The organism is Sphingobium chlorophenolicum (assembly GCF_000722875.1).
Taxonomy (GTDB): Bacteria; Pseudomonadota; Alphaproteobacteria; order Sphingomonadales; family Sphingomonadaceae; genus Sphingobium; species Sphingobium chlorophenolicum.
The window spans coordinates 1-16,361 of sequence record NZ_JFHR01000084.1 but is presented as its reverse complement, the minus strand read 5'-3'; the positions used below and the strand labels follow the sequence as shown (position 1 = coordinate 16,361).

Here is a 16,361-nt window from a genome sequence, read left to right as displayed (position 1 = left end):
CTGCCCAGCAGGGCAAATCCCGAAAGGAGAAAACCCCATCTTGACCCACCGATGATATCCGAAACATAACCTTCAGGCGGGTCACTTCTCGGTGGAAATCCCGGGTCAACTCTCAGTGGCAATCAACATTCGGTCGCCTGATGGAGCAGGAAGGCCGCTTCCTTGTTCCACCCACGTGCCGCGTTATCCGTCGCGTTGATCAAGAAGCGTTCCGCACTTTCGAACCATTCGTCGAAATAGTCCTGCGTTTCCTTCAGGGCCTGCTCCGGCGATAGAGGTTGCGGCTCGACAAAGGTGTGGTCCGGCTCCTCGAACAGGGTGATGCCGTCACGCAATATGTCCATGAAGAAGTAGCGGCCCAGCCGCAGCTTCTCGTTCACATCGTCGAGGCTGTGATAGATCAGGCTGACCGGGGTACGCAAAACCGTACCCGCCGACAGGTCGGCCAGAAGCTTCGCCTCGGTCTTCTCCCAGAATTCCGCAATGTCGGTCAGATCATCATGATTGACGACGACGAGCAGGTCATAGTCGGAGAAATAGCGCCCGACCGGGTCTTCGACCCAGTCGCCCCGCGCATAGCTGCCGAACAGGATGATCTTGAGCAGCTTGCCGTTGCGATAGCGCGGCTGGGTGCGCTGCGCAGTGGCGCGGGCGAACCCTGCGCGCACGGTCTCGACCACATGCGCCAGTTCGCGCTGCTTGCCTTCGGGCAGATGATCGAGGCTGGTCTTCATGGCCCTAGTCCTAACCTGCTATCGCAAATCCGCCAACCTCGCCGCGCAGCAGCGATGAGGTTGGCGATGCCAAATCCCTCATCCTCACAATCATTTGCGCCACCATCGGCGCGGTGGCGGCGCATCGCCATGGCGCAGATGATAACCGATATGGGCGATAGCACGGCCCATCTGACGCTCGACGGCCCTGACGGAAAGGCCGGTTATTCTGGCGACCTCCTCATAGGTCATGGCATCGAGCCGGACGGCGAGGAATATCTCGCGGCGAAGGCGCGGCATCGTCAGCAGGGCCGCCTCCATACGCGCTAGACGTTCGAAATCGGGCGTGTCGGTCATGACAGGTCTCCCGTTCAAAGGAAGGACCGGCGGCCTGAAAGATCGCCGGTCAGGACAGATCATGCGGCCTGCGACAGGGGCGCGGGTTTGGCGTCCACGGCATCGGTGGACAAGGTCATGGCCTCGGCGGCACTGGCTGTCCGGCTGACGCTGCCGACACCACCCCGCTGCGTGTAGCTGCCGGGAGGGAAACGCAGCCAGCGCGGCACCCAGCCCTCGACCTTGGCGCGTCCGTTGCTGCCTGTCAGACAATCGCGGATGATCTGCCGCTTGGTCTTACCGGTCTCCTTCGTATTGGCCTCGGCAATATCCTTGCCCGCTACCTCGGCCAACATCGCGTCGATGACCTCGCGGTCGCGCAGTCCGTCTAGCAAGGCGTCGTCCGCCTGCCAGACCGGGGCCATGTCGATACCAAGCTGCATGCCCAGCGCATCGCCAAGGTCGCTGCGGGCATCCAAGGTCTCGCCCATCGCCACTGACAGGATGGCCATGACGATAGCATCGTCCAAGGTGCAGAGCTTGGCATAGAGGCTGGTCAGCCCATCGCTGCCGCCCGTGATGGTGGGGGTATCGGGATCGAAGCCCAGCACCGCCAGCAGCCTGCGCCGTTCGGCATCGAACTGCGCCTCGGATGGGCTGTTCTCTACGCTCTCGGCAATGGCATCGGCGGCGCGCTGCGGCTCCGTTCGGATCGTCCAGAGCGGCGATCCCGCGATCATATGCGCCACCGCTACCCGTAGGCACAGGCCGGGGTGGCCGATCATTGCTGCCCGGACGGCGGCATGGCGGTGCAGGTCGATATAATCCTGCTGGCTGCTCGTCACTTCGGGTCGTGAGGGCTTGTTGGTGGCTTCACCGCTCTCCCCCTGCCTCTCCAGCTTGCGGGCTTCCTTCGATGTGAGATAACCCTCATGGAAAGTGACATCGCCGCGAGGGCTGGTGACCACATAGACCTTGCCGCCCTTGCGCTTGGGGCAGCGCTCATATTCCCAGCCATGGAAGGGTTCGCCCTGCGGCAGCAGGATGACATCGCGCCATCCGGCATCCCGATATTCCTCGACCCGCGCCTCTATCGCCGCATTCTGGGCCTGCCAGAAGGCAGCGACATCCGCGAAATAGCGCTCCTCCCCGAACAGGTCGGAAACGATGCCGCCGTCATAGCTCTCCACATCGAACAGCGCCGCCTTGATGGGGATCGTCACCCCGCCGAACAACCATGCCTTCAAAGCCGATCCCGTGGGCACATAGGCGCTCTCGTCATCGAGCAGGGCCAGCCAGTCGCGCTGCTGGGATTTGGAGGCGAGGGTCAGATGCCGCACGGTTACCGTGTCGATCTTCCCGGATCGATAGAGATTGCGGATGCGGGGCAGGAGATTGCCCAGGGCCAGCGTTCGTTTGACCTGCAAGGCGGTCAGCCCGAAGGTCAGCGACAATTCTTCGACGCTTCGTCCCTCCCGCATCAATCGCGTAAAGGTCTCGCACTGGGTCATTTCATCAGGATCGAGCCGGGCGATATTCTCGATCAGCGAGGCTTCCAGCGCCGCCGCGTCGTCCCCTGCCTCGATCACCGCGCAGGGCAGCGGATCGGCTTCGCCACTCTCCTCCGCCACGGCCAGTGCCGCCTGATAGCGCCGCTTGCCTGCCACGATCTCATAGGTGTCCGGACTACCATTCACCCTCACGATCAGCGGCACCAGCACGCCCCGCGCCCGCACGGACGGCAGAATGTTAGACAGGTCCGCCTTGCCCTTGCCGCGCATGTTGACGGCAGAGACAGCGAGCTTTGCAATATCGATATGCTTGAGTTCCATGATCCGAGCCTCCTTCAAACCGCCGCAACCGGCGCCGGAATGGCGGGTGGGCGGCAGGAGCGAACCGGTAGGCCCGCCGGCAGAGCCGGGCTGCATCCGCAGGACCGGAACGAAGGTGGAGGACTCCGGTGAAGCCGGAGTTGCGGCCCGGCGCGGCGGGCCTAAAGGGCAGCGACGCCCACCCGCCAGATCGACGCCGCCAAGGCCAACGCCGCCGTGCCGCAGGCGCGGCGACCGCCGGACCCTTGCGTTACTGATCGTCACCGGAACGGACGAGACGCCCGGTACGGGCGGCTCGGTGGAGCGAAGCGGAATAGAGCAGGGTCGCGCAAACGGCGCGAAACGCTGATCGTGTCAGCACAAATGGGACTTAGCGTTCGGTCGGCTTAGGGTGCAAGACCTAATAGGGGACATATGTAGAGCGTCGGAGCTACTTGGCGTCCAGTGCCTTCGCTCAACGGTTCAAATTTGTTTGGGTCCTGACAGTGACTTGTGGCAAGTCTGCCTCGACGAAAATCGGGGGAATTCATGGAGTGGAAGGCGCACGGCTATCGGGTGGGATCGTCCATCGAGACCTTTGATGCCATCCCGACCGACGCAGATGCACTTGACCAATTTATAGCGCTGCATCGTCGGAAGATCGAACCCTGGCTGTCAGCCGTATTTCAGGCTGAGCACCTTAATCTTCTGCTCGGCAGCGGTTTCACGACTGCGGTAGCCTTCGCTGCGGGCGTCGGTGCAACCGGGATGCAGACCGCCGCAGGTGCCTCCGTCCATGCGAAGGCTATCATGGACCATGCTGGTGTCAGTGCCCGGAAAATGGGCCGAGGCGAAGCCAACATTGAGGACCAGCTTCGCTCGGCCATTGCGGTACTCGATGGGTTGGACATCATCGACAAGGCGGCCGCCAATGCCGTTCGCGATGACATTAACACAGCGATCGCAGCTTTTCTCTATTCCTTGCTCGCGACCGAACGCGGGATTGCCGACGCAGAAAGCGCGCCGGCATCCGCGATGCTCCAGTCATTTCTGCTAAGCTTCGCGAGCCGTGCGGCGTCACGCGAACGCCTGCACATTTTCACAACGAATTATGATCGGCTTATCGAGCGGGGCTGTGACGATGCCGGGCTGCGGATCATTGACCGGTTCGTCGGCACCCTCAGACCGCTGTTCCGCAACACACGCATCGAACTCGATTATCACTACAACCCGCCGGGCATTCGCGGTGAGCCGCGATTCATGGAGGGTGTCGTTCGCCTGACTAAACTCCACGGAAGCCTCGACTGGCGCTTCGACGAGACGACGCGCCGCATCTATCGGGCGGAGACACCGTTCGGGGCCGCAGAGGATCATCCGAGCCTTCCGGCATCTCCGGTGAACACCGTGATGATCTATCCGAACCCGGCAAAGGACGTGGAGACCACGCAATATCCGTATGCCGAACTCTTCCGTGACTTTGCGTCGGCAACGTGCAAGCCTAATTCGGTCGTCGTTACCTACGGCTATGGATTTGGCGACGATCATATTAATCGGGTGTTGCTCGACATGCTTTCGGTGCCATCAGCCCATCTTGTCGTGATCGCTTTTGACCTTGATGATCGCATAAAAGGATTTCTTGATCTCACCCGGCCCGCTCAGGTCAGCATTCTGGCAGGCAAGCATTTCGCGGGCCTGCAGCGATTGGTCGATGACTATCTTCCCAAACCTGCTCTCGATTACATCACAGGACGAATGTCTGAGCTTCTCAAGAACCGCGCATTCGCCGATATGCCGGTCGCAACGGTTCCCGCTGCAGAGGCGGTGCCTGTGCCGGGTGCTGGCTTGGATAACATAGCGTGAGCTCTCCGATTGAGCGGTTGGCTGAACTCGTCATCGGAACGGTCGAATCGATCTCAACCGATGAGATTCGCGTCCTTCTCGACCTAGACGCTCCTCAGTCTACCGCACTCAATACCGGCACCCCGACGAGCTTTCCTCGGCTGAACAGTTATGTGCTGATACCTAATGAGGCTGGTGCGACGGTAGCCTATGTGACTTGGATCGGCATTGAGCGGTCACCCTATCCGAAACGCTCGGGGCTGAAGGATTTCGGCCTCATCGACTTGCCATTTCCTCTGCGTAAGATGACGCTGTCACCCATCGGGACTTTGACCGTGCGCCGTGATCGCCGCGCCGGCAGGAGTGTCTATGAACTGAGCCGGGGCGTCGTCGCGTTCCCGTCGGTCGGCGACCAGATCCTCATACCGACCCCTGAACAGATAGCCGCCATCGTCGGGGCCAAGGACACGGATCGCCGCGTCCGGATCGGTTCGTCGCCCCTTGCCGCAAACACTTCGATCATGGTGGACCCGGACAAGATATTCGGTCGCCATGTTGCGGTTTTAGGCAATACGGGTAGTGGCAAATCCTGTTCGGTAGCTGGGCTGATCCGCTGGTCATTGGTGGCGGCACAGTCTGCCTTGAAAGGCGGCGCACAGGTGCCCAATGCGCGCTTCATCATCCTCGATCCGAACGGCGAATATGCGCGGGCCTTCGCCGACCAGAAGGACTATGTTCGGTTGTTTCGCGTTCCGCCCGTCAATGCTGAGGTAGGCGAGCGCGCGCTTCGCCTTCCGGCTTGGCTCTGGAATGGACATGAATGGACTGCCGTGTCCTACGCAAAACCCGGTGCGCAACGCCCCTTACTTTTGCAAGCGCTGCGCGATCTGAAGACTGGAAATCTGGAGGGCGTGCCGCCCGAAGTACTGGTGAGGCGCTATGTCTACTCCTACCGCCTCCTGATCGATGCGCTGCTCGCGCGTGGTCCTGCGGCGTTCGCCGGGGATGCAGGGCCGCGCCGGCAATGTGGCGAGCTCCTCGACAACATCTCGAACGACTGCGACAGACTGAGCCAGCGGCTCGGCGTTGAACTACAGGTCGCCCTCGCTAACATCGCCGCGTCCGTGCGAGACGTCGCGAACAATCGGCGCAGCAATAATGGCTGGTTTAACGCCTTTTCAGTCGAGGAGATTGAATCTGTTCAGACTGCGCTCCAACGCTTTCTCGATGCAGTCGAGGACGGTCTTGCAGCGGCGCAGGTAACCGAGGATGCACCAATACCGTTCGATGTTGATATGCTGCCTGACCATCTCGAGCGGATTGCGGCGACGGAGGGTGCCGGTCTGGCTGGTTTTATCAGTACCTTGGGGATGCGTATCCGAGGCATGATGGCCGATCCCCGGCTTGGGCAGGTTGTCGGCAGCGAACCCGCACTGTCGCTGGACGCTTGGCTAAACGATCTTGTCGGCAGCAACGCCTCGGCCAATGGCCAGGTAGCGATCATCGACCTTTCGCTCGTGCCATCAGAGATCGTCCATGTCGTGGTAGCGGTGCTCGCCCGCCTGACGTTCGAGTCTCTACAGCGCTATCGGAGGCTGCATCCGGAAGGACGACCGCTTCCCACGACGCTCGTACTCGAGGAGGCGCACAGTTTCGTGCGTCGCGGCTTCAACGATGAAGGCCCGGCGGAGAACCCCGCGCAGCTCTGCCGTGAAATCTTTGAGAAGATCGCACGCGAGGGCCGTAAATTCGGTTTGGGATTGATGCTGTCGTCGCAGCGGCCGTCGGAGCTATCGCCAACCATCTTAGCTCAATGCAACACCTTCCTGCTCCACCGGATCGTTAATGACCTTGATCAGGCGCTTGTCGCGCGCCTCGTCCCGGACAATGTAGCGGGATTGCTTAAGGAGCTGCCGAGCCTGCCGTCTCGTCAGGCCGTCCTTCTTGGCTGGGCGACCCCGATACCCCTGTTGGTCGAGATGGACGAGCTGGCAGAGGAGCACCGGCCTCAGTCGTCGGACCCCGATTTTTGGGATGTCTGGACCGGCAAAAGTGCTCGAGAGATCGACTGGCTCAACGTCGTGCAGGATTGGACCGGTGCGCCTTGAGTATGTTGGGCGAGCCTCCTACCCGTCGCCAGCCTACATCGGTCGCTGGAGCAAAATCGAGGTTAAGCCGTCCGACTTGCTTGGCACTCAAGCCATGACATGCTCCATTGAATCGAATAGGAGGCGCGACATGCGTGATCTAGATGTTCGGTTAGCTATGAGGTCGCGACTGCGCCGCGAACATGAAGACGATCTGAGCACGCGCGTCGTTGAGGAAATGGGCATTTGGAACGGCGCGGTGCGCGTGGACCTGGCCGTAATCAACGGCGAACTTGTAGGGTACGAAATCAAGAGCGCTCGCGACACTCTCGCCCGTCTGCCCAACCAAGCCTCCCTATATAATGCCGTGTTCGACCGCGTTCATCTCGTTGCAGCGGAGAAGCATCTCGATCATGCAGTTAGCGAAATGCCAGAATGGTGGGGCATGATTGCTGCCCGATCCGATGGCGACAGGGTGGAGCTTGAGGTGTTTAGACCGGCCGGGATGAATCCCGCCATCGAGCCCCTACAACTGGCACGCCTACTGTGGCGCGATGAGGCGTTAGCGATCCTTGATCGTTGTGACGCGGCGCGAGGAGTGCGAAGTAGAACCCGTGAGAAAGTAGCGGCGCGGCTCGCCGAGACATTAAGTCTCGACGAGCTACGCCGTCAGGTTCGGCAATGTCTGAAAGATAGGGGCGCTTGGTTAAGGGAGCCGGTCAGCTACCAAGGACATATGGCGGTTGGCAGCGAAACCTGACCACTTAGCCCTGCTTGCCATGCCTTGCGCACCCGATGCCGCCTGACCAATCTGGCCGTCTGCCCACACGTTCGGCACCCCTGAAAAGCCGGGATCATTGGCGATTATGGTCGCATGGGAATGATATTGCTGACGCATAGGCAAGCCGTTGGGGCCGCTGGTTTGCCACCCTTTGATGATCATCCAGGCGTTATCAAGTGTGTACCGAGCGCTGACGGTCGCACTCGCCATCGCTACGCCCGGCGGCTCCGTGAGATCGGGATGGCCCGTCAAATAGTCCCCATAGTCGAGCCGAAACGGCACGTTAGGACGGACGTTATTCCACAACGACCAGTCGAACCGAGGGACAAGGTTCACGCCACGATAAAGAGCGCCATGATCCTTCGGTGCGGCAGCAGCTGCAAGCGTTACACTCCGAAACATTCCCAGGGTCGGAGCTTGCTGAAGGCAGACTGCCACCACAATCCCCGGAAGCGATCCGACGTCGTATGCATCCATATGCTTCAGATCGATAATCAGATCGACCATAGCAGGCGGCAGATTCTGGAGCACCAGCCATGAGGCTATGCCGTCGATCTCATCGAGCCTGACCTTCACAACCGCGCCGTTTCCATCGACAAGGGAGCGTGCGACATATTGATATGCTACCATATCAGACGGACCCCAGCAGGGCATTGTAGGAATACCGCTGCTCCGCATGCCAGCCACAAGCCGGTTCATGATGTTTGGAGAGTTCGTGCGACCGTAGTTGAACGAACCGTCCACAGCGGTCAGCCTTCCTGCCCATGCAGCGCTGAGACTGGGAATGAAGCGTGGCTTCACCTCTTCACAGATATGGAAGAGCGGCATGATGCGCGCCCGCGCATTGTTGGAGAGATTTTCCAATGCCGTTGTCTCGCCGGACTTTGTTTTTAGCATAGGAATATAACGATGCACCGTTGGCGGCGCGAAGGTGAGCGGAGGCAATCCCGCAGCATCAGCCTGGGTCATATAACGATTCCTTTATGTCGCGCATGAGGAACCTTGACCGTCGAAAGCCTATTCTCTATAAGCCTCCGCGCACACGGCATGATCCTCATACGGGTCACTGCTTCAAAAGCCGCGTTAAGGTCTGACCACCTTAGCGCGGCTTTTGCTATATGAACGAACATCCTTAATTTGGCAACAGAGACCGCTACGGCGCTACAAGCATTTTGCGGTTACTTTGCACCAAAACCCCTTCTCTTGCTTTCCTATGACGCTCAGAGCGGCATTTTGAGGCATTTGAAGGAGGGGGTGTCCGTCATCCTTTAGCACTCAGAGTTTCGGAGTGCTAGAGGCGCGAATCGGGGAACATTTACCCTCTTCGATGATTTCGCTTATTGCGTTTATTTCGAATATTGTCTAGATGATATGCCTACCGGAGAGAGGGACCGCGTCATGACCATGCCAGCGTTCGCCGAGGAGCTCGGCGGTCGTCTTCCGTCCGCCTCTGAAAAAGCGGCGGCAAATCAACTCCGCAGAATCATTGCCGCGCACGCCAGCGGCGATGCGAAACTGCGCGTCCTAGATGATGGGAATGGGCCAGCCGAAGTTACTCTTACACCAGCACTGTCCAGTTTGCTGATGGAACTCTTGCGCCATGTGGGTCGGGGCGATGCGGTAACGCTAGTCCCTGTTAGCCAGATGCTGACCACGCAACAGGCCGCAGACATACTCAATGTGTCTCGCCCATTCCTGATCTCGCTTCTTGATAAGGAAGCAATCAAGCACACGCTTGTAGGACGCCATCGGAGAATCAAGGCTGAAGACCTTTTTGCTTATAAGCGTTCAAGGGATGAAAAACGTAGTGAAGCGCTGTCTAATCTGGCAGAGTTGGATGGGGAGTATCTTTGACCCTTGTTTGCGAACCGCTTCACCGCATTCATTGACGCCTGCACACTAGCTGGTGCTCTGAAGCGCAATCTTCTGTTGTCTCTGGCGGAGGCGGAGTTCTTCCGCGTCCGCTGGTCGGCGTGTGTGCTTGATGAAACCGAAAAGGCGATAGAGAAAATTCTGTTCGACAAAGGCGCGGCTGACGCTGAGGAGCGGGCCGGTCGAGCTCGAGCCTCCATGGAGGCTGCCTTCGAAGAAGCGCTGGTGACAGAATTTGATAAGTTCTTATGTGACTGCGAGGGGCTTCCCGATCCAGGTGATGCTCATGTGGTTGCAGCGGCGCTCAAGACGCAGGCCGCAATGATCGTCACGGAAAACCTGAAGCATTTTCCTCAGGAGATGCTCACACCTCTTAACATAGAGGTGAAATCAGCAGACGCCTTCATCGCGGACACGATCGCGCTGGATCCGGGGCGGGCGGTTGCGGCAATCCGTCAAATGCGGCTGCGCTTCAAAAACCCTGAAAAGACTGGGGAAGCATTGCTGTTGGATATGGAGGCGATCGGTCTTACCGAAACGGTCGATGCACTTCGAAGTCACGTCCTGTCCCTATAACTGCGGCTGTTCGATTAGTTCGCTATAGCCAGATCAGTTCCCCGCAACGCCGCGATGGCGGAGGTGGTGCGCTTTCGCCCATACAGGAACAAATCCTTCCTAAAAAATTGAGTTTAACTTGGTAATGCGAATCTGGGCTACGGTCGGCAAAAAGCACAGAAAATTCCGTTTGCCGCAACCGGACAAAACTCATTTTCAGTGCGCCGATTATCTCGTTGAGAGCGAAAAGTTTGTTCGAATGGGAACCGAACCGACGGTGAAATGTCCAGCTTTTCTGATGTTTCGACGCCTGTGGCTGCGGATGGATTAATCTTGCAAAAATTCGCAATGAATTTATATACTTAGAACTGTCGCAGGTCCATCATTTGAAGCTGATGGTATTTTTTGCGGTATCTTACAGTCGTCTTCAAGCAATTAGGATTTTGAAATCAAATCCATATTTCCTGTCTTGGATTCCGTCCCCGGCACCATCACGCACCCTTCGGCCATCCACCGTCATCCACGGCGGATTTTATCCATTTGACCGGGGAAGCCGCGCAGGTCCAGAAGCGTCGCCGACCGGGACACGCATCCCGCAGGAGGTAAGGACATGATCGAACTTCGCCCTTTCGACAGCCTCGGCGCCGCCGATCATGGCTGGCTGAACGCCCGGCATCATTTCTCCTTCGCGGACTATCATGATCCCGCCCGCATGCACTGGGGCAGGCTGCGCGTCTGGAACGATGACCTGATCGCCCCCCAGGCCGGTTTCCCGCCGCACCCGCATCGCGACATGGAAATCATCACCTACGTGCTGGAAGGCGCGATCACGCATCAGGACAGCCTGGGCAACACCGGCCGCACCGAAGCGGGCGACGTCCAGGTCATGAGCGCAGGGACCGGCATCCGCCATTCGGAATATAATCTGGAGGACGGACCGACGAAGCTCTTCCAGATCTGGATCATACCCACCCGCACCGGCGAAGCGCCGAGCTGGGGCGCGCGGCCCTTTCCCAGGGGCGAGCGTTCGGGCCGTTTCGTGACGCTGGCCTCCGGCTATGCGGATGACCATGACGCCCTGCCGATCCGCACCGATGCGCGGCTGGTCGCGGCGACGCTGAAGGCCGGCGACACCGCCGAATATCCCGTCGGACGGGACCGGAAGGCCTATCTGGTCCCGGCCACCGGCGCGATCCGGATCGACGACGTGCGCGTCAACGCCCGCGACGGCGCCGCGATCAGCGACCTCGACGTGATCCGCGTCACGGCGATAGAGGATAGCGAGATCGTCATGGTCGACGCAGCCTGACGAGATCGGGGGAGCGGCGGCGGCGGACTATCCCCGCAACCGCTCCAATATCGCCTCCGCGGCCCGCGTCACATCGTCCCAGGTCACGTCGAATCCGGCATCGTCGCCGAAATAGGGATCGGTCACGCCGCTCCCCTCGCGCCCCGGCACCAGATCCATCAGCAGGCGCAGTTCCGCCGTCCCGTCCGCAGGCCGCACCCGCCGCAAATTCCGCAAATTTTCGGCATCCAGCGGGAAGACATGGGTGAAGCGCCTGAAATCCGCCGCCGTCACCTGCCGTCCGCGATAGCCGGAAATATCGATCCCATGCCGCAGAGCCACCGCCTGTGCCCGTGGGTCCGGCGGCGATCCGACATGCCAGTCCCCGGTCCCGGCCGAATCCACCACGATCTCGACTCCGGCCCGCTCCGCCTGCGCCCGCAACGCCGCCTCCGCCAGCGGCGACCGGCAGATATTCCCCAGACAGACGAACAGGACCGAAGCCGTCATCCCTCCGCCGCCGCCGTGCTCAGGCCCAGTTGCGGCACGCCGATGGAGCGCCGCCCGCCGAAATCGGTCCGCGCCACGATCACGCCCAGCTTTTCCATATAATCGATCAGCCGCCGCACCCGCCCCGGCGAACTGGTGCCATAGGCCCGCGCCAAAGCCGCATCGTCCGGGCAGGGCAATCCCTGCATCGCCGCCCGCGCAATCAGCAGGAAGGGGGCCAGCATATCCTCCGGCACCGGCTCCGCCGCCTTCATCGCATCGGCCCAGCGCAGATCGGCGGCGTCGAACATCCCCGCCTGCGCCATGGCGAACCGCTTGCGGAAGGCAGGCAGGTCGAGCGGCGGAGTCTTCAGCCCCTTCATCCGGCACCGCACCCCGAAATCCTGATAAAGCGTCGACACGCTGGGCTGCGCATCGCCCAGATCGGCGACGATTTCCTCCAGCACGGCGATGACGACCGGCTCATTCTGCCCAAAGTCCAGTTCCGGCGCGGCAGGCTTTGCCGAAGGCGCGGCGGCCAGCGCCCGCATCAATTCCTCGGCAGGCAAGGGCGCCGGTTCGGCACGCGCCGGGGGAGGGGGCAAAGCCTCTTCCTCGCCCGCACTGGCGAACAGCAATTCCTGCAAATCCCCTGTGGCTGCGACGGGAGGAGGCATCAGCTTGTGAGTCCCGCCCCGCGTGCCGGTTTTCACCGATCCGATCTTCACCGCCACAGGTCGCCGGGCGATCGCCGGACCAAGCCCCAGAAACCGCCCCCGCTCCAGATCGCGAATCTGCTCCGCCTGCCGCCGCTCCATGCCCAGCAGATCGGCGGCCCGCGCCATGTCGATGTCCAGGAAGGTCCGCCCCATCAGGAAGTTCGAAGCCTCCGCTGCGACATTCTTCGCCAGCTTGGCCAGCCGCTGCGTCGCGATCACGCCCGCCAGCCCCCGCTTGCGCCCCCGGCACATCAGGTTCGTCATCGCTGCCAGCGACAGCCGCCGCGCCTCGTCCGACACGTCGCCCGCCGCCACCGGCGCGAACATCTGCGCCTCATCGACCACGACCAGCGCCGGATACCAATGGTCCCGCGGCGCATCGAACAGGGTCGACAGGAAAGTCGCGGCGCATTTCATCTGCGCCTCCAGCTCCAGCGATTCCAGGCTCAGCACTACCGATGCGCGATGCTCGCGTATCCGCATCGCCATCTTGACGATCTCGCGCTCATTATAGTCGCCCGCGTCGATCACCACATGGCCATATTCATCGGCCAGCGTGACGAAATCGCCCTCCGGATCGATCACCACCTGCTGGACCAGCGCCGCGCTTTCCTCCAGCAACCGGCGCAGCAGATGCGACTTGCCCGACCCTGAATTGCCCTGGACGAGCAGCCGGGTGGCAAGCAATTCCTCGACATCGACCAGAACGGCATTGCCGTTGCTGTCATTTCCTATGCTGATGCTGGCGGTCACAGGGGTTCTTTGGCGCATGGCGGGGCGTCAGCGCAAGAGCATGCGCGAAACTCATCCACCGTTCGTCCTGAGTAGGTGCTGAGCTTTTCGAAGGGGCGTATCGAAGGATCAGGCGTGACCCATGCTTCGATACGGCGCTTCGACAGGCTCAGCACCTACTCAGCACGAACGGAATGGGAATGGCTGTAAGAACCGGATTCCCTTGACCATCCCATTGTTGCGATGCAGCATCGCCCCATGGCGACTCCCGCACCCTCTTCCGCGCCTGCGATCACGCAGAACCCCGATATTCGCTATCTCGGCCGGCTGCTGGGCGACGTCATCCGCGCCTATGGCGGGGAGAAAATCTACAAGCAGACCGAATATATCCGCTCCGCCTCGGTCGACCGGGCGCGCGGCCTGCACGGCGCGGATGTGGTCGACACCGGCCTCGACGCGCTCAGCCTGGACGACACGCTCAGCTTCGTGCGCGGTTTCATGCTCTTCTCCATGCTCGCCAACCTGGCCGAGGACCGGCAGGGCGTCGCCGCCGAACCGGGCGCGGACGTCGCCTCCGCCGTGGAAAAGCTCGACTCCCACGGCATCGACCGCGAAGCCGTGCTCGACCTCCTCTCTCACGCCCTGATCGTCCCGGTCCTCACCGCCCACCCGACGGAGGTGCGGCGCAAGAGCATGATCGATCACAAGAACCGCATCGCCGACCTGATGCTGCTCAAGGACGGCGGCCGGAAGGAAACCGACGAGGGCGAAAATCTGGACGAAGCGATCTTCCGCCAGATCGCCCTCCTTTGGCAGACCCGCCCGCTGCGCCGCGAAAAGCTGTTCGTCGCGGACGAGATCGAAAATGTCCTCGCTTATTTCCGCGACGTCTTCCTCCCCGTCCTGCCCGCCCTCTACGCCCGCTGGGAACGCGTCCTCGGCGCGCGCCCGCAAAGTTTCCTGCGCGTCGGCAACTGGATCGGCGGCGACCGCGACGGCAATCCCTTCGTGCAGGCCCCGCAACTCCGCCTCGCGCTGGCGAAGGGGTGCGAAGCCGCGCTGACCTTCTATATGGGCGCGCTGCACGCGCTGGGCGCGGAACTCTCCCTCTCCACCGAACTCGCCCATGTGCCGCAGTCGGTGCTGGACTTGGCCGACGCCAGCGGCGACAATTCGCCCAGCCGTCAGGACGAACCCTATCGCCGCGCCATTTCCGGCATCTACGCCCGGCTGGCCGCCACTTACCAGACGCTGATCGGCAAGAATCCCTCCCGCCCCTCGACTCTCAGGGGTGAAGCCTATGCCAGCCCCGCCGACCTGCGCCGCGATCTGGTCACGGTGGCGCAGGGCCTCGCCAGCGAAGGCAGCGGCGCGCTGGCCTCGGGCGGCGCGCTCGGCCGTCTGATCCGCGCGGTCGAGACATTCGGCTTCCACCTCGCCACGCTCGACATGCGGCAGAATAGCGACGTCCACCAAAGCGTCGTGGCCGAACTGCTCAAGGTCGCCGGGGTCGAGGCTGATTATGCCGCGCTCGACGAATATGCCCGCATCGCCCTGCTGCGCCGCGAACTGGCGAACAACCGGCCGCTCGGCACGCGCTTCTCGGAATATTCGGAGCAGACCGCGTCCGAACTCGCCATCGTCCACGCCGCTGCGGAGGCGCACCGCGTCTATGGCCCGCAATGCATCACCCATTATATCATCTCGAAGGCGGAGAGCGTCTCCGACCTGCTCGAAGTCAACATCATCCTCAAGGAAGCGGGCCTGTGGCGCATCGGCGCGGATGGCGCGCCGCAGGCCGCGATCATGGCCGTCCCGCTGTTCGAAACCATCGCCGACCTTGAAGCCGCGCCGTCGATCATGACCGCCTATTTCGGCCTGCCCGAAATAGCGGGCGTGGTGCGCGGACGGGGCCATCAGGAAGTGATGATCGGCTATTCCGACAGCAACAAGGATGGCGGCTACATCACCTCCACTTGGGGATTGTTCCAGGCCAGCAAGGCGCTGGCCCCGGTCTTCGCCGACGCGGGAACCGCCATGCAGCTTTTCCACGGACGCGGCGGCGCGGTCGGGCGCGGCGGCGGCTCCTCCTTCGCGGCGATCCAGGCCCAGCCCAAGGGCACGGTGCAGGGCCGCATCCGCATCACCGAACAGGGCGAAGTGATCGCCGCCAAATTCGGCACCCGCGACGTCGCCATGACGAATCTGGAGGCGATGACCAGCGCCACCTTGCTCGCCTCCCTCGAACCCGAAGCCATTTCGGATCGCGACGCCGCCCGCTTCGCCGCCGCCATGGACCAATTGTCGAAGACCGCCTTCGCCGCCTATCGCGACCTGGTCTACGGCACCGAAGGGTTCAGGGAATTCTTCCGCCAACTGACCCCGATCCAGGAGATTTCCGGCCTCAAGATCGGCTCCCGTCCCGCCAGCCGCACGAAGAGCACCCGGATAGAGGATCTGCGCGCCATCCCCTGGGTGTTCAGTTGGGCGCAGGCGCGGGTGATGCTGCCGGGCTGGTACGGCGTCGGCCATGCACTCAGCGCGTTCGAGGACAAGGCGCTGCTGGCGGACATGGCGCAGCACTGGTCCTTCCTGCAATCCGCGCTGGCGAATCTGGAGATGGTGCTGGCCAAGTCCGACCTCGGCATCGCCGCCCATTATCTGCCGCTGGTGGAGGATCAGGCGCGGGGGGCGGAGATTTTCGACCGCATCCGCGATGGCTGGGACAAGACCCATGACGGCCTGCTCGCCGCCACCGGCCAGTCGCGCCTGCTGGAGCAGAATCCGAAACTGGACAGCTCGATCCGCCTGCGCCTGCCCTATATCGAGCCTTTGAACCTGCTCCAGGTCGAACTGATGAAGCGCCACCGCAACGGCGAAGACGACCCGCGCATCAAGGAAGGCATAGAACTGTCGATCAACGCCATAGCCACCGCCCTGCGAAACAGCGGCTAAGGGCAAAGAGCGAACCTCTCCAATTCCTCCCCATCGATAGATGGGGAGGGGGACCGCCGCTGAAAGCGGTGGTGGAGGGGAATTTCGGCGGTTGCGCCTCTTCCCCTCCACCCCGCTTCGCGCGGTCCCCCTCCCCACGCTGCGCGCAGGGAGGAATTAATTGGAGCTATTACTCATTTTCAAA

The 16,361-nt window shown here is 61.5% G+C and carries 13 protein-coding genes; 7 read left to right on the top strand and 6 right to left on the bottom strand.

Features of this window, described 5'->3' with window-relative positions:
* Positions 1-122: 122 nt before the first annotated feature.
* From BV95_RS21185 to BV95_RS21175, 3 genes are all read right to left on the bottom strand, one after another.
* On the bottom strand, positions 123-734 hold the full coding sequence (locus BV95_RS21185; RefSeq protein ID WP_234703267.1) for a nucleotidyltransferase domain-containing protein: 612 nt from the start codon (positions 732-734) through the stop codon (positions 123-125).
* A gap of 90 nt (positions 735-824) precedes the next feature.
* A complete protein-coding gene (locus BV95_RS21180; RefSeq protein WP_037456959.1) occupies positions 825-1,070 on the bottom strand; it encodes a sigma factor-like helix-turn-helix DNA-binding protein in 246 nt (81 codons plus the stop codon).
* 59 nt (positions 1,071-1,129) lie between these two features.
* On the bottom strand, positions 1,130-2,881 hold the full coding sequence (locus BV95_RS21175; RefSeq protein WP_037456967.1) for a ParB/RepB/Spo0J family partition protein: 1,752 nt from the start codon (positions 2,879-2,881) through the stop codon (positions 1,130-1,132).
* A 528-nt stretch (positions 2,882-3,409) separates the two neighbouring features.
* Here BV95_RS21175 and BV95_RS21170 point away from each other — a divergent pair.
* The 3 genes from BV95_RS21170 (at position 3,410) to BV95_RS23950 (ending at position 7,546) form a co-directional block, all read left to right on the top strand.
* Positions 3,410-4,720: an SIR2 family protein gene (locus BV95_RS21170; RefSeq protein WP_051749930.1), complete on the top strand. Its 1,311-nt coding sequence runs from the start codon at positions 3,410-3,412 to the stop codon at positions 4,718-4,720.
* 17 nt (positions 4,721-4,737) lie between these two features.
* Complete coding sequence (locus tag BV95_RS21165) at positions 4,738-6,807, top strand: ATP-binding protein (RefSeq protein WP_202901583.1); 2,070 nt, start codon at positions 4,738-4,740, stop codon at positions 6,805-6,807.
* Between the two features lie 130 nt (positions 6,808-6,937).
* Positions 6,938-7,546: a sce7726 family protein gene (locus BV95_RS23950; protein ID WP_162179773.1), complete on the top strand. Its 609-nt coding sequence runs from the start codon at positions 6,938-6,940 to the stop codon at positions 7,544-7,546.
* On the opposite strand, the gene BV95_RS21160 is transcribed toward BV95_RS23950, so the two are convergent.
* Positions 7,493-8,536: a beta family protein gene (locus BV95_RS21160; protein ID WP_081873480.1), complete on the bottom strand. Its 1,044-nt coding sequence runs from the start codon at positions 8,534-8,536 to the stop codon at positions 7,493-7,495. The two genes, BV95_RS23950 and BV95_RS21160, sit on opposite strands and share 54 nt — an antisense overlap.
* A 429-nt stretch (positions 8,537-8,965) precedes the next feature.
* Between BV95_RS21160 and BV95_RS21155 the strand changes: the two genes are divergently transcribed.
* The 3 genes from BV95_RS21155 (at position 8,966) to BV95_RS21145 (ending at position 11,303) form a co-directional block, all read left to right on the top strand.
* On the top strand, positions 8,966-9,421 hold the full coding sequence (locus tag BV95_RS21155; RefSeq protein ID WP_037456950.1) for a helix-turn-helix domain-containing protein: 456 nt from the start codon (positions 8,966-8,968) through the stop codon (positions 9,419-9,421).
* Positions 9,422-9,424: 3 nt separating this feature from the next.
* Positions 9,425-10,015: a PIN domain-containing protein gene (locus tag BV95_RS21150; protein ID WP_037456948.1), complete on the top strand. Its 591-nt coding sequence runs from the start codon at positions 9,425-9,427 to the stop codon at positions 10,013-10,015.
* A gap of 589 nt (positions 10,016-10,604) precedes the next feature.
* Entirely contained in the window at positions 10,605-11,303 is a 699-nt protein-coding gene (locus BV95_RS21145; RefSeq protein ID WP_037456946.1) for a pirin family protein, read from the top strand.
* Positions 11,304-11,330: 27 nt separating this feature from the next.
* Here BV95_RS21145 and BV95_RS21140 read toward each other — a convergent pair whose 3' ends face one another.
* Both BV95_RS21140 and BV95_RS21135 read right to left on the bottom strand, forming a co-directional pair.
* Entirely contained in the window at positions 11,331-11,792 is a 462-nt protein-coding gene (locus tag BV95_RS21140; RefSeq protein WP_037456944.1) for a low molecular weight protein-tyrosine-phosphatase, read from the bottom strand.
* Positions 11,789-13,243, bottom strand: coding sequence for a helicase HerA domain-containing protein (locus BV95_RS21135; RefSeq protein WP_037456963.1), 1,455 nt, complete (start codon positions 13,241-13,243; stop codon positions 11,789-11,791). Before BV95_RS21135 ends, BV95_RS21140 begins: the two co-directional genes overlap by 4 nt.
* A gap of 237 nt (positions 13,244-13,480) precedes the next feature.
* Between BV95_RS21135 and ppc the strand changes: the two genes are divergently transcribed.
* Positions 13,481-16,177: a phosphoenolpyruvate carboxylase gene (gene ppc / locus BV95_RS21130; protein ID WP_037456961.1), complete on the top strand. Its 2,697-nt coding sequence runs from the start codon at positions 13,481-13,483 to the stop codon at positions 16,175-16,177.
* The last annotated feature ends 184 nt before the right edge of the window (positions 16,178-16,361 follow it).

Bases quoted from the DNA above. Each gene is read 5' to 3' on its own strand.
- BV95_RS21185 (WP_234703267.1), bottom strand. From the start codon at position 734: ATGAAGACCAGCCTCGATCATCTGCCCGAAGGCAAGCAGCGCGAACTG.
- BV95_RS21180 (WP_037456959.1), bottom strand. From the start codon at position 1,070: ATGACCGACACGCCCGATTTCGAACGTCTAGCGCGTATGGAGGCGGCC.
- BV95_RS21175 (WP_037456967.1), bottom strand. From the start codon at position 2,881: ATGGAACTCAAGCATATCGATATTGCAAAGCTCGCTGTCTCTGCCGTC.
- BV95_RS21170 (WP_051749930.1), top strand. From the start codon at position 3,410: ATGGAGTGGAAGGCGCACGGCTATCGGGTGGGATCGTCCATCGAGACC.
- BV95_RS23950 (WP_162179773.1), top strand. From the start codon at position 6,938: ATGCGTGATCTAGATGTTCGGTTAGCTATGAGGTCGCGACTGCGCCGC.
- BV95_RS21160 (WP_081873480.1), bottom strand. From the start codon at position 8,536: ATGACCCAGGCTGATGCTGCGGGATTGCCTCCGCTCACCTTCGCGCCG.
- BV95_RS21155 (WP_037456950.1), top strand. From the start codon at position 8,966: ATGACCATGCCAGCGTTCGCCGAGGAGCTCGGCGGTCGTCTTCCGTCC.
- BV95_RS21145 (WP_037456946.1), top strand. From the start codon at position 10,605: ATGATCGAACTTCGCCCTTTCGACAGCCTCGGCGCCGCCGATCATGGC.
- BV95_RS21140 (WP_037456944.1), bottom strand. From the start codon at position 11,792: ATGACGGCTTCGGTCCTGTTCGTCTGTCTGGGGAATATCTGCCGGTCG.
- ppc (WP_037456961.1), top strand. From the start codon at position 13,481: ATGGCGACTCCCGCACCCTCTTCCGCGCCTGCGATCACGCAGAACCCC.